Below are 15,653 nucleotides of genomic sequence, written 5' to 3'. Positions count from 1 at the left end.
AAGAGCCACCGGTACCCCCGACATGGGGTACGGGTGGCATGTTTCCGCTAAGCGAGCGAGCTACCAACCGGCGTCGACTCGCCGCAGTAGCCCTTCGGTATCACCTAAAGGTTCCATGTGCATATCAGGCATCCGCAGCGAAGAGGTCCAGCCCATGTTGAACCGGGTCTAGTTGCTTCGGGTACGGCTTCGCGGCTGCGAACGACTTTTCGAGCTTCCGTTTCTCACGAGTGCGTCCCAGGCTCCACGCGTACGTGTGGTTCCCGGGGTGGCGAACCCGGATAAACGTATCGCTTGCCAGTACACTCGCGACCCAATCAGCCGGGTCTTGCCCGAAAGCGCGAGGCGTAGCACCGAGCCTCACGAGATTTTTCTCGGCACCGGCCGCTCCCTGTTCCTGAAGACGGATCTTCGAGATTGACCGCGGACTCACCACCAAACCGTCGCGAGTCAGGTGAAGGGTTCGTGCAGCCGAGCGGCCTAGATATGCGGCCCCACCGGCCTGATAGCAGATTCCGACGTGCCCCGGCATGATTGAACGCCCGCTTTCTGTAACACGGGGCATCGGGTCCGAGTATGCGATTACGGCCTTCACTGCGGGCCGCACTTCTTTCAGCAGTTTGCGAGATGCTGCGGAGAACCAACTCTCTGCATTGTAGGGGACGTGATCGAGAAGAACGAAGCGTCCCAGCTCAAGTCCGGCCGAAGGGTCGCACCCAGTGTATTTGGGGATTGCGGCGTTGTTCATGGGAATGCTGTATACCGCTACGCCCACGAGATGGCTGCCGTGAAACAGGCCGACCCGCTCAACTGCAGCGGGATAACTCCCCGAATAATGGTGCTCAGTGACAAATCGCTTCGCTACACTGTCCGGCACGATGTCGACAGCAAAGTCGCTTTTGCGAAAGCCTTCATCGCGATCGACGCGCCAGTGTTGGCGGCCGAACTTCCAGCGCTGGGTCGGGCACACGGCCGTCGTAAGATATTCCTCGTTGATCATATGACTCCTCTTTGCCCAGTGGAGGGCGTTGAAAGGAGGCGAGCGATCATGAATTCGTGGGTTATTACAGAAATCCGCTAGCAAAGGATCCGATTAGAATAGCCCAGTTTCTTGCACAAGGGTGTGCAACGCTCGGGAGAAGCACAGGCCTCTACCGAACGTACGCGCGTGTGATTGTGATTCCGAAACCCGTTGCTACTGGCGCTGTCAGCCAACGATATTTTCGTGCATTGCGTCCAGAAACTGGACTCGTTCGGATCTGGAGACTCGCATCCAGCCTTCCTTGATAGCGGCTTCGTGCGATTTTGCTCGCTCTAACGAAGTGCAGTAGACAGTTAGTAAGCCCTTGTCGTTATGCAGACCGACTATCAGCTTGCCCAGGGGATGAGGGTTGTTTTCGTCGCAGATAGCTGCCATCAGATATCCAGCGAGCAGGTGGACGAGCAACTTCGCTGACTCGTCGTTTCCCGGTGCGACGCCCATCGTCAATCTGTCGAGTTGTAGCTTCAATTGAGAGCTTTCCTTATCTTGTGCCTCGCCTCGATTGCATAAAAATCCGAAGGCGAATGACCGGATAGCATATCAATCGCGCGGCATCCTCCACGAGGGATTGTGCCGCGCGGTTTGACATTATTCCGTTTCAAGGGTGGCCGGGATCGGGCTTCTCCGGATACTGCCTGGCTTTTTTTGAGATCGATCTGCTACGCGGTGGCCGGCAGAAAGCCCGTCACCAGATTGCGTTCGACCAGTATTGCGGGGTTGAACTCCGGACAGCCTTCAGCGAAGAAGCGGTTGAACGGATCGACGATCTTGGCAGGATCAATCTCGGGCCTGCGCATATACAACTTCGCGAAGCTCGCATTGAACGGTTCCACCTTCGCCTGCCCATCGTCCAGGGCGCGCAGATAGTGGCCGCCCGCGTTGAAGGGCACCCCAACGATCGCCGGTATGCTCGTCAAGCCGCGCTTGAAGGATGCACCGATGCGATGATTACCGTCCCACACGTAGTGCTTGCCCGAGCGTTGCAGCACGACCACCGGCTCCGTGATGGGTGCATCGAGCATGTTGTCGAAACGGCCGGGATCGCCTTCCGCTGCCCACATGCTGACTTCAGCGTCGAAGAAGCGTATCCACTCCGTCGCATCGCCAAGTTTCGTCAGTGCGAAGGCGAGGTCGACCTTCCAGTACGCGTGGCAGGGCTCGCAGAAGCCCGGTTGATCCTTCGGGAACTGATCCTTCCACATCAGCACTCGCTCCTGGAGCGAATCCTGAACATCTAGCGACGTCATCTTCGTTTTCATGGCTCTCCTCGTCATGCCCTGTGCGGGCGATAGAAAAAGGAGATGAGCGAAGCTCGGCTAAAACCGCGGCCTTAGCGCAGCTTGCTGTGACTGACCACGAAGTCTCATTGGGAAGGGCTGGAGCGGCGCAAATATATGCGCAAACACACGTGCATATTCATCAAATCCGCGCAGGGCGATTTCCAACGCGTCGGCGTCCGGAGGATTCTAGTGCTATGGGGATGCCGTTTGAGCGGCTTCGCAAATGGTAATAGCTCCAGCATAGGAATGGCAAGTGCTGCCTGCCCAAAAGACTCAGCGCATCGTCCGGAGAACCTTGCGCACAAGCCAAAGTGCGCTCGCGCCACCAGCGGCGACGCCAAGTAACGGTGTATGCCAGTGATAGACATCCGAAGGAAGGCCCAAACTGTGCAGAGCGAACAGCGCTGTCGACCCGGCGGCCGTGATTAGCCGAACAGCACGGCGCGCAATGACGAAGACAAAAAGCGCCGTCACGAGGAGAGCAACGAAAATCGCAGATAGCATGGGCCGGTCCGAGGGAGGCGAGAGCCTCAGCCTAACTCGGGCACCACACGATGCAAGCTAAGCCGCCAGAGATTCCGATGTCCACCGATACACCGGCCGCGCCACCGCGACCAGAAATCAGAAGCCTGTTTGCTCCCAGAACGCGCGCATCAGCAGGTATTCGGTTAGGCCCGTGCATTGCCCGTCCACGATACGGCCGCGCCGAATTCGTACCCATCCGTGCCCGCGGATCGTGAGAAGGCCACCACGTGCGTTGTGGATTGCAACCATGCACTGCTCGACTTCCACCATGCAACCTCCTGATAGCCAGGAACATAAAACCGGAAAGGATCGCTCCCGTAGAAGCTCACCTGACGACACGTGCCCGGTCTCTTTGATTGGTCGACGGGACGGGAGCGTCATTGGGTAACCAACCGAACTGGTTACCCCAGAACGCCTCAAAATGTTTTGCCGGACTCACAGCGGGCCGTGCTGGCCCCGCTGTGTTCGGCATCTTCCTTACAACCTATGCCGCGAGCTGCTCCATCGACACGCCGGCCGGAACGAAAGGAGTGCGCAACCGTACCTGTACGGTTGCCGCCTCATCGTCTAGCGGCGAGTCAATCACGGCGCGCAGATCGTCAATCACCGGTAGTGCCTGTTCGCGATTGCATGCGCCGAAGGACACGCAGTCTTCGACCAGTTGCAACGACTCTTCGAGGCGAAGTCGCAACAGGGCGGCGGAGACATACGACCCTGCCGCCAGTGCGCGTTGCTGTTCATCCAGACCTTCGACCACCCGCTGCATACGGCAGACAAAATTGCCGTCGTACGTCCACTCGGTGCGCGGGCGGGTCACGAGAAACAGTCGCGCGTTGATGATTGCCGCGAGCGGTGCCTGCCAGAACTCGAACATCGTGACTGGCAAACCCGAGCCGTCCTTTGCGGCGGCCGCACTCCAGTGCGAGACGTGTACAACCCGAAAAGCGTCCCGGTTGAGCAGCATCCAGTCATCCGCTACTGAGTCGTGCCGGTTCCGATAACAGATCGCCGCGTAGTCGTGCGATCTGAACGCGTCCACGAGCTGCGTGGCTGCGCGGTTCGGCCCGTGATTGATCGCTGAGGCCACGATACTGTCGAGCAGCGTCTTCGGCAGTACCTTCGAAATGCCCCAGCCGTGCTGTGCTCCAAGAATCTGCGCGACGGCGCTCGCGACATGGAGATCTCCACGAAGAGCGCCGCTCAGATCGGGCGTCATCAGGAATAGCGACGGCAAGTCAATCTCGATCTCGTACAACGTGCGCCGCAGATCCTTCAGCGCTGTGCAGCTTGCAAGGCGCAGCGCGGTGGCGAACGTGCCGAAGTGCGCGAGCGGGTGAAAATGGCTGATAGCCGCTTCCGAAGTTGAAACATGAAACAGTCGAACCTTCATAAGACTGGCCTCCGTGCCGTATATCGGCGTTGAAAAGGCTCGAGATCACAAGCTCTCGGGTGAACAGCTTCACCGGAAAACTCGCAGCGACAGGCCGGGAGGATTGACACAGTCGTCATGACAGCGATGGCGGCGCGGTGGCCCCGCGCAAGCAGGACCACCGTGTTCGCTCAATTTTCTATCGGGCTGGCGCCAGCACCCGATCGCGGTGCTCGCCCGGCAATTCCGCGAGCGCCTCCATGTTCAACTGGCGACGCTTCCCATCCGGGTACAGTTCGTCGAAGAACACCGACTCGATGTGGTGCGGGATCGACAGTTGGAGATCAGTGACGTATTCGAGACGGTCACTCGCTTCTGCAACGTAGCGCGCGAGCGCATCCGGATCGTCCGCATTGATTCCCGAGTCCGAAGAGTGTGCCATCGAGGTGGCGACGATTTTTTCCGCGTCATCCTCATCGTTCGCGAAGGTCGTTTCGGTAAACGTTCCCTCTTCGGAATCGTTGTTGTTCCAGCGGAAACAGACCTCATAGAATTTGCGCATTGATAGCTCCTTTCTCATGTCCCTTGGGGACGGTTGTGAAAGGTCGAGCAAACACGCTCAGACGAAGGCGGCCTTCGGCTCGGCGTGCTCGTATCGTTCCGGAGGACGGGCGCCCGAAGCGCATGGCGCGATCGGGCTGACTGCGGCGTATCCGCCACGAAGTGGCGGGGATTTCAGATCATGCGACGGAAGTCGTGTCCATTAGCGAGCGCGCGGCGAATAGCACGGCGTTGCGCGTCCTGACAGCCCGCAAGGACGTCAGCACGGTCGGCACCGAGGTAAGCCGTGGGCAATTCGCGGACATCAAATTGGCGGCCGGTTTCGGTGTCCTCGTACCAATGCTCGCAGTTTTCGCCAGAATCGTTCGGGACGTGATTGAACGCGCGACCCTTGCAGGTCATAAAACGGGTCTTCATGAATTTTCTCCTTATGCCTCAAAAGGCGGACTGAAAGGAGAAGAGCGACGCTCGGATGAAGCAGGTACCTCAGCGGAGCATGCTGGAAAATCGCGGGATGGCGGCGCGACGGCGCCTTTGGAGAATTGCCTGCCGATTGAACGGCTCACGGGCATTGTATGGGCGAGTCGTAGCGGCAGGCAAGCGTTGTTCATGCAATCGTGCCTAGTGTCACAAATGTGGCGCCGCGCGTCGGTGCCTTTCGACCATGAGCGCGGTGTACTCCGGGCGTGCCCAACCTCCGCAGAGGTTGAGCACTCCAGATACTCTTTACTGTTGGTTCGGCATCAGACCTCGTTCACCAGCATCTCGCCCGCACTGGCCACCTCCGTCACACGAGCATGGCGCATCTGCTCGGGAATCCAGCCCGTGCCAGTCAGGAACCACACCTGATCGAGACACAGCAGCCCATCGCGGAGCAACTCGAACAACGCGTTGTCGACCCTGGTCCAGTCGACGCAGTGGAGCGCGCCGACAGAAAGTGCCCCCGGCTTGATCAGCAGACGCTTTTCGCGGCCCGCATCCTCCAGCCCGAACCGGCCGTGTCTGGCGCCGCGGCCCTGGTCGAGTCGGAGAACGATCGTCCACTCGCCCCACACCCACGGCGATCGGATGTCATCAAACGCCCGACCTAACACGCCCACCAGGACCTCCTTGATGAGCTCGCGGTACACCGCCTCACTGGTGCAAAATCCGATCGCCTGTTCGAACGCTGCCTGCCGCTCAGCCCAGAATGCGTTGAGGGTAACCAGCGATCCCGACGCGTCGCGTGCGGCTTGCCCGTCTACTACGAGCTCTGGACATTCAGCGGTGACCTGAGCCGGGACAAATTCGCCCGCCGCGATCGCTTGCACGACCGCCAGTCGGCGCGACGCAAGCCGGTCGGCGTACGTGTTGCGGGGAAACCGATGTTCGTCGAGGAAACGCTCGAACTCGACCTCCGTCCAGTGATGGAGCGCGACCGGATAGGGGCGCGAGCACAGGATTTCCTTCTTGACCTGAAGATTGCGTTCTTCGACAGTTTTGCTGTTCATGAACTCTCCGTTACGTGCCATGAAGATGGCGTGGATAAAGAGTTCCAACGGATGACACTCTGATCAGAGGGGACGTCTCATCAGAGTGCGATCTATACGGCAGGAGTGGTTCGTCGGGCGTGTTCGAGCGCAGCCGCCCGCGGCTTCCCGGGAAGGGAGGCGGCGGGGGCTGGTGAGTACGGGTTTATGCAGTTGCCTGATGCGCCAGGCGATGTAGCGCCTAGTCGATCGCTGCGCGGATTGCCTCGCGCTCATCGTGCTCGCTTACGAATTCGAGCAGCTGCTCGTAACGCTCGACGAAGTTACGGACATCCGCGTCATGGCCCGCCTCATGCGCTTCACCCGCCATCTGCCCCAGTGCAAACAAACAGATGACGATCCCGGCCGCATGATTGGACAGATCACGTTCGAAGTGAATTTCGGGGATCGTGAGGGTGAGACGCTCGGGTGTTTTGGGTGCCGCGTAGTGTCCGCCGTTCGACAGGTCGAAGTAGAGCCATTCGCCGCCGGTGTAGTGCTCCGGAGCAAACGCCCGTGCGAGCGCGAAGAGCCGGCTTTCGCCGTTGATCATGTGGTTAGGCCCGAACATCGCCGGCAAGAACATCAACTTCACTTCATCAGCGACCTGCGTGGCTTCAATAGCTTGCGATTTCATCTGGACGGCTCCTGTGGTTGCCCTGAGGGGCGTGGAAAGCCGTTTGAAGCACTACGCGTCGATCGAGGCGGCGCTTCGTTGAGATATCAGGATCTCATCGAAATGGCCTCGCATGAAACGTTCATGCCGTCCGGACCGGACGATTTCGACTCCGCGTGACTCGGGAGTCTATGGATGCCGTTTGAGCGGCTGGACGAGATGATAAATCGTTGGGATGCGTCGTACAAGCACCAGCTGGGCATGACACTCCCAGATGTCCAACATCGCGCCATAATGAAAAGGCCAACCGGGTGAAAACCGGGTTGGCCCTCGATGCTGCGCACCACACGCGGCGCGCCGCCGTCGACTTACTTCTTTTTCTTCGGCGGCTCGTTGACGAGATCCTTCAATGCCTTGCCGGCCGAAAACTTCGCCGTGATCGACGCCGGGATCTGGATCTGATCGCCCGTGGCCGGGTTGCGTCCGGTGCGCGCGGCGCGCTTGCCCGTCGCGAACGTACCGAAGCCGACGAGTTGAACCTTGTCGCCGTTCGCCATTGCGTTGCTGATCGCCTTCAGGGTGGCGTCGATGGCGGCGCCTGCCGCCGATTTGCTGGTGTTCGTTTCAGTTGCGACTGCTTCGATCAGTTCCTGCTTGTTCATCTTGAACACCTTTCGTAAAAAAAGCCGGGCAGCGGCGGGATTGCTTCAAGCCCGGAATTCGCGCGTACGTCACTGCAGACAAAACCCGCAGAACGGATTGCTTCGATCCAGCGCCACGCGATGCTGGACCGGTTGCTCGGCCCCACCCCTCAGTAGTTATCCACAGATTGTGTGGGTAAGGTTGTGGACAACCCGGCAACTACTGGACAACGAGAGTGCTGCCTGGTCCTGACAAAAAAATGTGCAACATGCGATCGTGCCTGCCCGTCGTCACATCGAAACCACGATATCAGCGGGCCTGCGAGAAGCAAACACACGCGGCGGATCACCGCGCGCTGGGGACACGCACCAGCCTGCATGCCTGCTGTTCCGTCAACTGCTGCGGAGGGGCAAAGTTCTGGTCGGCGAGTTGCCCCGCGATGACATAGCCCGCGTACCGTACCGGTGTATGCGCTACGTTCTTTTTGAGCTCCATGTTGAGTTCGGTCGCGCGACCCGGATTGACACGTTCGAGCTTCGCAAGGAAGCATGTCTCGGCCAGCGACGCGGAAAGCGTCATGTCCGGGTCGTACTGCAGCTTGACGACAGCCTTATCCCAGAGTTGCGCGAGGGCGTTGGCATACGTCGCGGCCGCGATCGAGAGGTCGTTGCCGCTGCCATATTTTTGAGCGATGTATTGCGCAACGACTTGATCGCTCGCCGTCTGGGCGTGCACCGGAGCGAAACCGATGGCTGCCAGCAGGAGTGTGCCCGTGCTACGCACCCACTTGGTCATGACGGTTGAGATCCGTCGATAGCACCTCCAGGCTCGCCGGGCATCAGCTTTTCCATGAAGTGCCGGAAACGCTCATCGGTCTCGAAACGCTGCACAACCGACGACGATGCCTCGTCGACCCAGATCTTAACCACCTGCGGCGACCCCGGCTCAAGCAAGGCACGAGCAGCGACAAAGGCCGCTTCTGTCTCGGTGACGATCTGGCAGCAGACGGGAACGGGTACCCCGTCAACCGTCGCCATTGCCATGCATTGACCGTGGTAGCCACCGGCAACGGCTACCACCCGCGCGCACGCTTCTGCCACGATGAGCGACGCGCACTGAAGAGACTCCGACAGTGGAGCGCCAACGTGGCCCTGGCTGCGGGGGAGGCTCTGGGTGCGCGCTTCCTGTGCGAAGTTGTTGCTGATGCGCGAGACGATTTCGCCCAGCGCGCCGCCACGTTCGGCGACGAGCAGATACTTCGCCACGACCCACTTTGCCCGGTTTCCTTCGACCACGGCGACGCGACGAAGAAACACAGACAGTGCCAGCGTGCGGTCACGTTTGATCTGCGTCACCATTCGCGTAAAGAGAAGCATCGCATCCTGCAGGTCGCTCATCAGGAAGTCCTTGTCCCAAGTAGGGTGACATCGAAGGTCAGCGGATGCTCGGTCTTCGGCGCGAAGAAAGACACCCACTGCGTCTGATCGTACCGCAGTTGCCGCCAGCCTTCGATGAACAGATGTCCGAACTCCAGCATTGCCTCGGGCGATCCGAACTCGATCTCAAGTGCACGGTCGACCAGCCACACGCGCTTGATGTGGCGCGGTGTGAGAAGGGCGTCAGCCTGCGGAGACAGCGCGCGCCGGGCTTCAGCACCAACGTAGCCGGTTAGCTGAAAGATTCGCGCCATTTTCTGTTCGTCGCCCCATTTGTAATCGATATCCTCAACGTCGCTCATTTAGCTTCCTGTCTTTTGTTGGTATCGGTTCATCCGGGATCCGATACGGGCGTATTGGTGTCGTGGTGGTGTTGAGGTGGTGTTGAGGTGGTGTCGTGCTGCCGTTATGCGGCCGCGCGCTCCGCGTCGAGCCGAGGCGCGCATACCAGCAGCGGGTGATTGTTTTCCAGCGCCCGCCGGCTAAACACAGGGCCGATGCGCGCATAGTCGTCTGTCGAGTAGAACGCGGGCGCGCCCGAGTCGGGGTGCAGCACCAGCCACGTCGACGGCAACTCGCCGAGCGCGCGAAGAACCCTTTTGCGAACGCCGACCGTGGAGATACGCATGGATGTTTTTCCCCACGGAGAGCCCGCAATCGCCTCGCTCTTGCACGCGGACAGTCCAGCGACGCGACCTTTACGCAACAGGTCACCAGCCTCCGGCATCGCCGTTGCCAACTCCCACTGCGCGACGAGTAAAGCAGTGTTCAGGCACATCGCCATCGCCTCATTCCAGACCTTCAACGGACCGTCGAGCGGGTCATTTACCTGAAGGCCCTGGCGAAGTTGCCCCGACTCTTGCGTGAACTGCGGCGCCGGGATCGCGCGGGGCTGTTCGCCGGAGCTGAGCGTGAGTGCCGGGTGGCAGTAGTCAACAAACCGCCAGTACTCGAGGACGCGCTGAAGAAGTGCTGTAGCGGCTCGCCGTACGTCAGAAGGATGATCAGGCGTGCCTGTCGCGAGTTGCGCACGTAGGGTCGTTGCCTGCAGGCGCGGAAGATTTCCCGCCTGGGCGTGCCCGCCCAGGGTTTGAGATACAACAGGGAAGACGTTCTTTCGTTTGTTGGCTAGTGACATGGATTCCAGGAACGCGTTGGCAAGCTACCGAGCGGCGCGCTTGCGCACGTGGTAGTCGAGCACATGAACTCTGGAAGCTTTATCGGTTGGAAAAGGGCAATGTTCAGCTGGAATGCAGCCGTTCAGACGGCTTTTTTTTAAGGCGTTGATCTCGCACGCGCCGAAGGGCGGTCGTGGGCAGGCTTCTGGACTCTTTGTGTTCGTCCCACAGTGGGACAACCCGAACACATTAACCCATTGAAAAATAACGAGATAGTTGCGAGCAAAACACGCCAAATCTCTATTTCGTGGCGTGAATTGCTCGCTACACCCGAGTTGCGCAGCAGGGGAGTACGGACTACGCCAGCGCTAGGGAGCCTGCGCAAACACCCCTAGCGCGTGAACGACACGGCGCTATGCGGCCTGCTTTTGCTCGTCGACTTCGCCGCCCAGCGCCTCGATCACACTGGTGAACAGCTTGGCCATCTCGCCCGTCATGATCGTGAATTCCGAGTCGAAGATCTCGTCTGCATTGGTCGCTGTGGGATCGGAGGATTCCTTGATGACGTCGAGCGGAGTGATTCGCTTGAGCGTCAACGATGGCGTCAGCACGAAAGAGACACGGTCTTCCCACGTCATCGCGAGACGCATGCATTGTTTGCCCGACTCGATATGACGGCGCATGTCTTCGGCTTCGAGCGCATGCCCCGAATAGCGAACCGTCGCATTGCCTGTGCCGGGAGAGGTGAGTTCCGTGTCCTGGTCGGCGGTAAAGCCCGTTGGCGCCTCGCCTGACACCAGCCATTCCGTCATTGCACTCACCGGAGAGCGCGAGACGCGCACGCTGGACAGTGGCAGGGTCCCAACCGATTTGACGAGCAGTCCAAGCACGTCGTCAGCGATCTGCTTGGAGGCGGCGTCGATTACCAGCCAGCCATTGACCGTGTCGATCCACACGCGGGTGTCGCGGCTGATGCTGAACGCGCGCGGCAGAAGTTCGTCGGTGACCTGTTCCTTGAGTTCTCGCATCTGCTTGCGGCCAGGCTTGAACCCTTGCTGCTCTTCAAGTTCCTGCGCGCGCACCTTCGTGAACTGCGTCACAACCGAGCCGGGCAGCAACTTCTTCTCCGCGCGGAATACCAGCAACATCTGGCGGTTGAGTGTGTAGACGAGCGAGCCGTTATCCCGCGGCGACGCCCAGCCCTGTCGCTGCATCTCGACAGTGTTGGCAGGCTGGAACGCGTGCGGCTCGAGCCACTTTTCCATTTGCTCTGCGCTCACGGCCCACGGAGCGGGAAGCCGGTGGATGGTCACATTTTTGAAGAACATAGAAGTAGGTTCAATGAAGGAAAAAGCGCCGTTCAAACCGGCATGAAAGATCCAGCACGTGGAAGACGTCCAGCAGCGCGACGGTCGCCGCTGCGCTGCGGGCGCCAGGTTCAGTGCATGGCCTGCTGCGCAAGACGCGCAAAATCCTGTTCTGTGAGGCCCGCCATCTCTTCGGGCGAGTCGAACTCCACCGTGTATCCGAACACGACGCCCCGGTCGTCGCGGGGAAATATGCGTTGATAAATCAAGGCCTTGGTGCACGGGCAATCCGGTGTGCCACATCCGCCATCCGGAGCGCTTTGAAATGTCCGGCCGTCGACGGGCACCTGCTCACCGTCATCCAGAACCCCGTTTTCAGGGACATCGTCAAATTGGATCAGTTCTGCGCGCACAGCCATTCGGGCTCCTTTGAATAATATGTGTGTTGGCCGCATACCCGGCTCACGGCCAGTTGCGTCCTGGCAGTTTCTTAAACTGCTGCACCGGGCGAAACGAAGGTCACGGGAGAGCATCCCTTCGCGGATGCCAGGACACCACGTCAAACGAATCACGGTCGACCATCAGCAACTGGTCGAAGGGCAAGAACGTCGCAATGTCTCCTTGAGAGGATACATAGCAGCCGTACTCCTGCCCGACGAAAGCAATCGGCAAGAGAGGAACATTCATGGCATCCGCGTGATCAGGCCAGCAGGTGCGCCGCATGCGCACCCGCGATGGCACGCGCTCACCGTAGGGATATGACCCGCCACGCAACACCAGTGCAGGGCTCGCGAGCGGAGAAAACAGCGATGAAGTCAAACCGTCGTCCAGTAATTTAGTTGTTGCTCTGCTTGCGTCGGCTGCTTGCCAGCGATTTCTGGGTCGCGCGTACCGCGGCGATCGCCAGTACGTCGACGACGATCGTCACGCAGGTGAGCGTGCCGTCCGACCACGTGCCGAACAGGTGGTCAAAGTACGACGCGACGCCAACGTCGCGCCAGAACATCGCGACGGTGATCGCGAGGGCGACGAGCGAGATCCCGGCGAGCACGATGGTCCAGACGACGCGCAGGACGAGGGCGACGTCCTCAGAGGGTGCAAAAGGCAGTTTCATTATGTTCCTTAGGGCGTTCTTGCCCGATGCGGGGAAGCCTAGCACGGTGTTTCTCCAACGCAAGCGAGTGCCGGGCTCATCCAGAATCCGTCGAAGCTCCGGAAGGCCTCCGCAGCGGTACGGGTGTATTCGAGAACGACCTCTGCCATGAGCCATCGGCGGCCGAGCCGCTCGGCAGCGAGCCCGGTTTTGCAACTGCCGGCGAACGGGTCGAACACGAGATCACCTGGCTCAGTCAGGTACTGGATCAGAAAGCTCGGCAGCTTCGTCGGAAACATCGCCCCATGCGGCGGCAAGCCGAGGCTCGCGGCGTGCTTTCGCATGGCCAGCGTGTCAGCACAACGATGTCCCATCTCCACGTAGTTGCGCGGAATCCTTCCACTCGTCTCGCGGCCGAACGACCCCGGTCGCAACGTGTAGGCACCGTCGCCGTAGGAGGCCTCGCGTTGCTCGCCGCCCGCGGCCATTAACGCCTTGTGACGTTCACTATGGGCTTCCAGTACCCGGCGGTTGTCCGCCTTGCACTTGAGCGGGTCGTTAGTCAGAATGTGCACATATTCGTGGCCCGAAACGAGTTGAACGCGCTTTTTTAAAGCCCAGTGGGTTGGAGCAGGAGGCTTGCTAGGGTTGACCCACGGCATGCTTAAAAGGCGTGCTAAACCCAATTCGTCGTTGAGCGCGATGAGCAGGCGCTCCTGATAGAGCGAGCGCGCTGGACTGCCTTGCACGAACACATCCGGGCTCGTTTGCAGGACGAGCACACCGCCGGGCGCTAGCCGCTTCACCATTGGCTCTAGTGTGCGAACCAGCCACTCGACAAAAATCTTCGGATCCGGATTGCCGTAGGCCCTTGGCTTGTTGAGCGGGAAGGGCGGAGATGTCAGAATCAGGCTGATCGGCTCGTCGAGCCCCGCCAGCGCGTCGTTGTTGGACGCGAACATCGCCACCCCCAGATCGGTTGAGAATGCGACCAGCCGCACGCCTTTCCCGGCCCGGTGAAGCCGCTTGCCGGCCGCCTCAGTCAGCGACCAGATTCCGCGCTTCTGTGCGTCACGCTCAAGGATCCCGAGATGCTTGAGCGTCTGTTGAGCGAACCGGATCTTGCGCTTCCACAAAGAATGACGCTGACCAGCTCGGCCGACACTTTCCCGCTTTTCAGCGACATCACGGCTCACTCCCATCCGACCCATCAGCGACTCGTACAGAGCGTCGTTTGACAGCGTCGTCTGCTTCGCCTCAGCGTAGGCAGAGGCAACCTGGGCAAAGAGGTCAAGTTGTGCGGAAGCGTTCATCAGTGTTTTTCCAGATTCGTGTGAGTGGTCGATAGATGGACCTTACCGGCCGTTTCGTCGGATGCAAGTTCGACGGCCTTGACCGCGCGGTCGCGTCGGGACAGGCGCAAGCCATTGATGCTCGTGAAGGTGTAGTAGCTCTGCATTGCGCAAAGCCCCCATTCATGGCGGAAGGCTGCGAGGCATACGAGCAGGGCGTTCGAGGCGAGCCACACCGGCCACGTGAACGGCGCCCAGCGCTGGCCATATGAGTTAGTTGTAGCACCGATCATGCCGAGTGCTGACCCGGTGTATTCGATTGCGGTCCAGACGTCCATGCCGATCCTCGTTGTCCTGCAGTGATAGATAGCTCAAGTCTGCGGCCAGCATTTGCCAACGCAAGCCGGAATCAGGCGCAACCGGACAAACCATTTCGCCAGGATTCGGATGTTCGCGGGTGAGGGAGCGGAGATGAAAGACATGCAGACTGGCGTTTGACTTCGGATGAACGCCTCGGATACACTGCGGCTGCCGCCTCTGCGGAAGGCTCATGCCAAACCATCAAATAGTCTGCGCTACCGGGTTCCTTTTTCCGGCGTCAGCGCGACGCGCCAGCATTCAGCTGCTGCGATAAATCCCTCGTCTCTGTATCGACGCGCGGCGTACTACGTCCTCGCTCATTAAGCCCCGCTGCGCCTTTTCCGGTCGTTTGCCCTCGGACGAGTTGCAGGCCGCGGGAGCCGATTCACCCGATCACTGCTGATTCGGCGAGTCGATTCCCCGAACTCATCCCTTTCATACCGCCGATATCGGCACGAAAGGAACATCCCATGAACTCGACCATTTCTGGATTCGTTGTTGGTGCAAAGTTTTCGCTGTCGGACTTCAAACCATCCGTTGAAAGCATCCCGTGTGACGGAAAAGTTGTGTGGTCTGAGTTGATGCATCCTGTCTACGAACAGGTCGTTGAAATCCGACTGATGCCGAACCGCCGTCTTGCACTCTGGCATCACTATGGCGAGCCGACAATGGCATGGCAGGACGAAGTTGCTCCAGAGTTTCTCAGCCTGGAAACGGCTATTGCGCAGGTGCGGCTGTATCAGCATCAGCAATTTGGAACGCGCCGGTTCTCCGGCGTCGTAGCTGCACACGCGGCATAGCAGCACACGGAAATCTGAGCTTCCCCTATACAAGGGGAGGCTCTCCTGAGCCGATACGTTCAGGAGAGCCTCAGTCGCTCGGTTGGCGCGCGTTCGCGCCGTCTTGACGCATTGCGGGCAAGGACTCTTTTTTCGACGCCGTCCCCGGCACAAAGGAGATCCATATGAACACCGCAACCGTAAAGATTGACGCAAAACGCCTCGCTGACATCGTTTCGATGCTGCTGATCAACCCTCAACGCGTCGGAGAACTCGACACGCAACACCAGCACGCCGATTTCATGCGCGCCATTGGCGAGGTCGTCGCGAATCATTGCGGAGGGGAGGTCAACACAGACGCAGACGCCCCCGCACTACTCGTTGCCGAGAATGATTCACTTCCAGATGACGGCGGGATCTGGACGTTTGAAAAGCGCCTCGCGAACACGACGACGGGGCAGCATCAGGACGACGGCATCCTTGTCGAAGTAATCGCGCACGATGGCGTCCGGCTGGAAGTCACGGCACGCGTGACGCGAGACGGCGTTGTCAAAACGGTTGCCTATACCCAGCGAGACATCGTCGCCGTCGACCACAGATATACGTGGAACCTCGACGTAAGTGGTGTAGATGCCGTGCTGTGCGCATTGGCCGCAATCTACCGGCGCGCGGTCGACACCAGTTCGTGGACCCAGATGGTCGGCATGTCCTTTACGGTCGCCTGA

General features: G+C 59.7%; 22 protein-coding genes. 2 read left to right on the top strand and 20 right to left on the bottom strand.

The annotated features are described in order from the left end of the window. Nucleotides 1–124: 124 nt before the first annotated feature. The 20 genes from SB822_RS00620 to SB822_RS00525 form a co-directional block, all read right to left on the bottom strand. On the bottom strand, nucleotides 125–1,000 hold the full coding sequence (locus SB822_RS00620) for a hypothetical protein (RefSeq protein ID WP_410853673.1): 876 nt from the start codon (nucleotides 998–1,000) through the stop codon (nucleotides 125–127). Between the two features lie 207 nt (nucleotides 1,001–1,207). After that, the gene (locus tag SB822_RS00615; protein ID WP_410853672.1) at nucleotides 1,208–1,510 is read right to left on the bottom strand and encodes a hypothetical protein; all 303 of its coding nucleotides are present in this window, start codon (nucleotides 1,508–1,510) and stop codon (nucleotides 1,208–1,210) included. Nucleotides 1,511–1,701: 191 nt separating this feature from the next. Further along, nucleotides 1,702–2,301, bottom strand: coding sequence for a hypothetical protein (locus SB822_RS00610; RefSeq protein ID WP_410853671.1), 600 nt, complete (start codon nucleotides 2,299–2,301; stop codon nucleotides 1,702–1,704). Between the two features lie 642 nt (nucleotides 2,302–2,943). Beyond that, a complete protein-coding gene (locus SB822_RS00605) occupies nucleotides 2,944–3,117 on the bottom strand; it encodes a hypothetical protein (RefSeq protein ID WP_410853670.1) in 174 nt (57 codons plus the stop codon). Nucleotides 3,118–3,331: 214 nt separating this feature from the next. Further along, entirely contained in the window at nucleotides 3,332–4,237 is a 906-nt protein-coding gene (locus SB822_RS00600; protein ID WP_410853669.1) for a hypothetical protein, read from the bottom strand. Between the two features lie 178 nt (nucleotides 4,238–4,415). After that, nucleotides 4,416–4,778, bottom strand: a complete 363-nt coding sequence (locus tag SB822_RS00595) for a hypothetical protein (RefSeq protein ID WP_410853668.1) — start codon at nucleotides 4,776–4,778, stop codon at nucleotides 4,416–4,418. A 173-nt stretch (nucleotides 4,779–4,951) separates the two neighbouring features. Beyond that, nucleotides 4,952–5,194: a hypothetical protein gene (locus SB822_RS00590; protein ID WP_410853667.1), complete on the bottom strand. Its 243-nt coding sequence runs from the start codon at nucleotides 5,192–5,194 to the stop codon at nucleotides 4,952–4,954. Nucleotides 5,195–5,520: 326 nt separating this feature from the next. Continuing rightward, entirely contained in the window at nucleotides 5,521–6,267 is a 747-nt protein-coding gene (locus SB822_RS00585; RefSeq protein WP_410853666.1) for a hypothetical protein, read from the bottom strand. Nucleotides 6,268–6,487: 220 nt separating this feature from the next. Next, nucleotides 6,488–6,922, bottom strand: a complete 435-nt coding sequence (locus SB822_RS00580; RefSeq protein ID WP_410853665.1) for an antirestriction protein — start codon at nucleotides 6,920–6,922, stop codon at nucleotides 6,488–6,490. 347 nt (nucleotides 6,923–7,269) lie between these two features. Further along, the gene (locus tag SB822_RS00575) at nucleotides 7,270–7,563 is read right to left on the bottom strand and encodes an HU family DNA-binding protein (RefSeq protein WP_410853664.1); all 294 of its coding nucleotides are present in this window, start codon (nucleotides 7,561–7,563) and stop codon (nucleotides 7,270–7,272) included. A gap of 325 nt (nucleotides 7,564–7,888) precedes the next feature. Next, on the bottom strand, nucleotides 7,889–8,338 hold the full coding sequence (locus SB822_RS00570; protein ID WP_410853663.1) for a hypothetical protein: 450 nt from the start codon (nucleotides 8,336–8,338) through the stop codon (nucleotides 7,889–7,891). Next, the gene (locus SB822_RS00565; RefSeq protein WP_410853662.1) at nucleotides 8,335–8,940 is read right to left on the bottom strand and encodes a hypothetical protein; all 606 of its coding nucleotides are present in this window, start codon (nucleotides 8,938–8,940) and stop codon (nucleotides 8,335–8,337) included. Before SB822_RS00565 ends, SB822_RS00570 begins: the two co-directional genes overlap by 4 nt. Continuing rightward, nucleotides 8,940–9,281 carry a hypothetical protein gene (locus SB822_RS00560; RefSeq protein ID WP_410853661.1) on the bottom strand — a complete coding sequence of 114 codons (342 nt, stop codon included), beginning with the start codon at nucleotides 9,279–9,281 and terminating at the stop codon, nucleotides 8,940–8,942. Before SB822_RS00560 ends, SB822_RS00565 begins: the two co-directional genes overlap by 1 nt. A gap of 104 nt (nucleotides 9,282–9,385) precedes the next feature. Next, a complete protein-coding gene (locus tag SB822_RS00555) occupies nucleotides 9,386–10,117 on the bottom strand; it encodes a hypothetical protein (RefSeq protein ID WP_410853660.1) in 732 nt (243 codons plus the stop codon). A gap of 393 nt (nucleotides 10,118–10,510) precedes the next feature. Beyond that, nucleotides 10,511–11,425: a recombination-associated protein RdgC gene (locus tag SB822_RS00550; protein WP_410853659.1), complete on the bottom strand. Its 915-nt coding sequence runs from the start codon at nucleotides 11,423–11,425 to the stop codon at nucleotides 10,511–10,513. 110 nt (nucleotides 11,426–11,535) lie between these two features. Further along, nucleotides 11,536–11,823, bottom strand: a complete 288-nt coding sequence (locus tag SB822_RS00545) for a hypothetical protein (RefSeq protein ID WP_410853658.1) — start codon at nucleotides 11,821–11,823, stop codon at nucleotides 11,536–11,538. Nucleotides 11,824–11,923: 100 nt separating this feature from the next. Beyond that, nucleotides 11,924–12,223, bottom strand: coding sequence for a hypothetical protein (locus SB822_RS00540; protein ID WP_410853657.1), 300 nt, complete (start codon nucleotides 12,221–12,223; stop codon nucleotides 11,924–11,926). Between the two features lie 16 nt (nucleotides 12,224–12,239). Then, nucleotides 12,240–12,518, bottom strand: coding sequence for a hypothetical protein (locus SB822_RS00535; protein WP_410853656.1), 279 nt, complete (start codon nucleotides 12,516–12,518; stop codon nucleotides 12,240–12,242). 38 nt (nucleotides 12,519–12,556) lie between these two features. Further along, entirely contained in the window at nucleotides 12,557–13,810 is a 1,254-nt protein-coding gene (locus SB822_RS00530) for a DNA methyltransferase (RefSeq protein ID WP_410853655.1), read from the bottom strand. Further along, the gene (locus tag SB822_RS00525) at nucleotides 13,810–14,127 is read right to left on the bottom strand and encodes a hypothetical protein (RefSeq protein ID WP_410853654.1); all 318 of its coding nucleotides are present in this window, start codon (nucleotides 14,125–14,127) and stop codon (nucleotides 13,810–13,812) included. Before SB822_RS00525 ends, SB822_RS00530 begins: the two co-directional genes overlap by 1 nt. Before the next feature lie 492 nt (nucleotides 14,128–14,619). Between SB822_RS00525 and SB822_RS00520 the strand changes: the two genes are divergently transcribed. Continuing rightward, nucleotides 14,620–14,949 carry a hypothetical protein gene (locus SB822_RS00520; RefSeq protein ID WP_410853653.1) on the top strand — a complete coding sequence of 110 codons (330 nt, stop codon included), beginning with the start codon at nucleotides 14,620–14,622 and terminating at the stop codon, nucleotides 14,947–14,949. Nucleotides 14,950–15,113: 164 nt separating this feature from the next. Continuing rightward, entirely contained in the window at nucleotides 15,114–15,653 is a 540-nt protein-coding gene (locus tag SB822_RS00515) for a hypothetical protein (protein WP_410853652.1), read from the top strand.

The sequence above is a fragment of the Paraburkholderia sp. SIMBA_054 genome, assembly GCF_046534875.1.
Lineage (GTDB): Bacteria > Pseudomonadota > Gammaproteobacteria > Burkholderiales > Burkholderiaceae > Paraburkholderia > Paraburkholderia hospita.
This window is presented reverse-complemented; position numbering and strand designations above follow the sequence as displayed.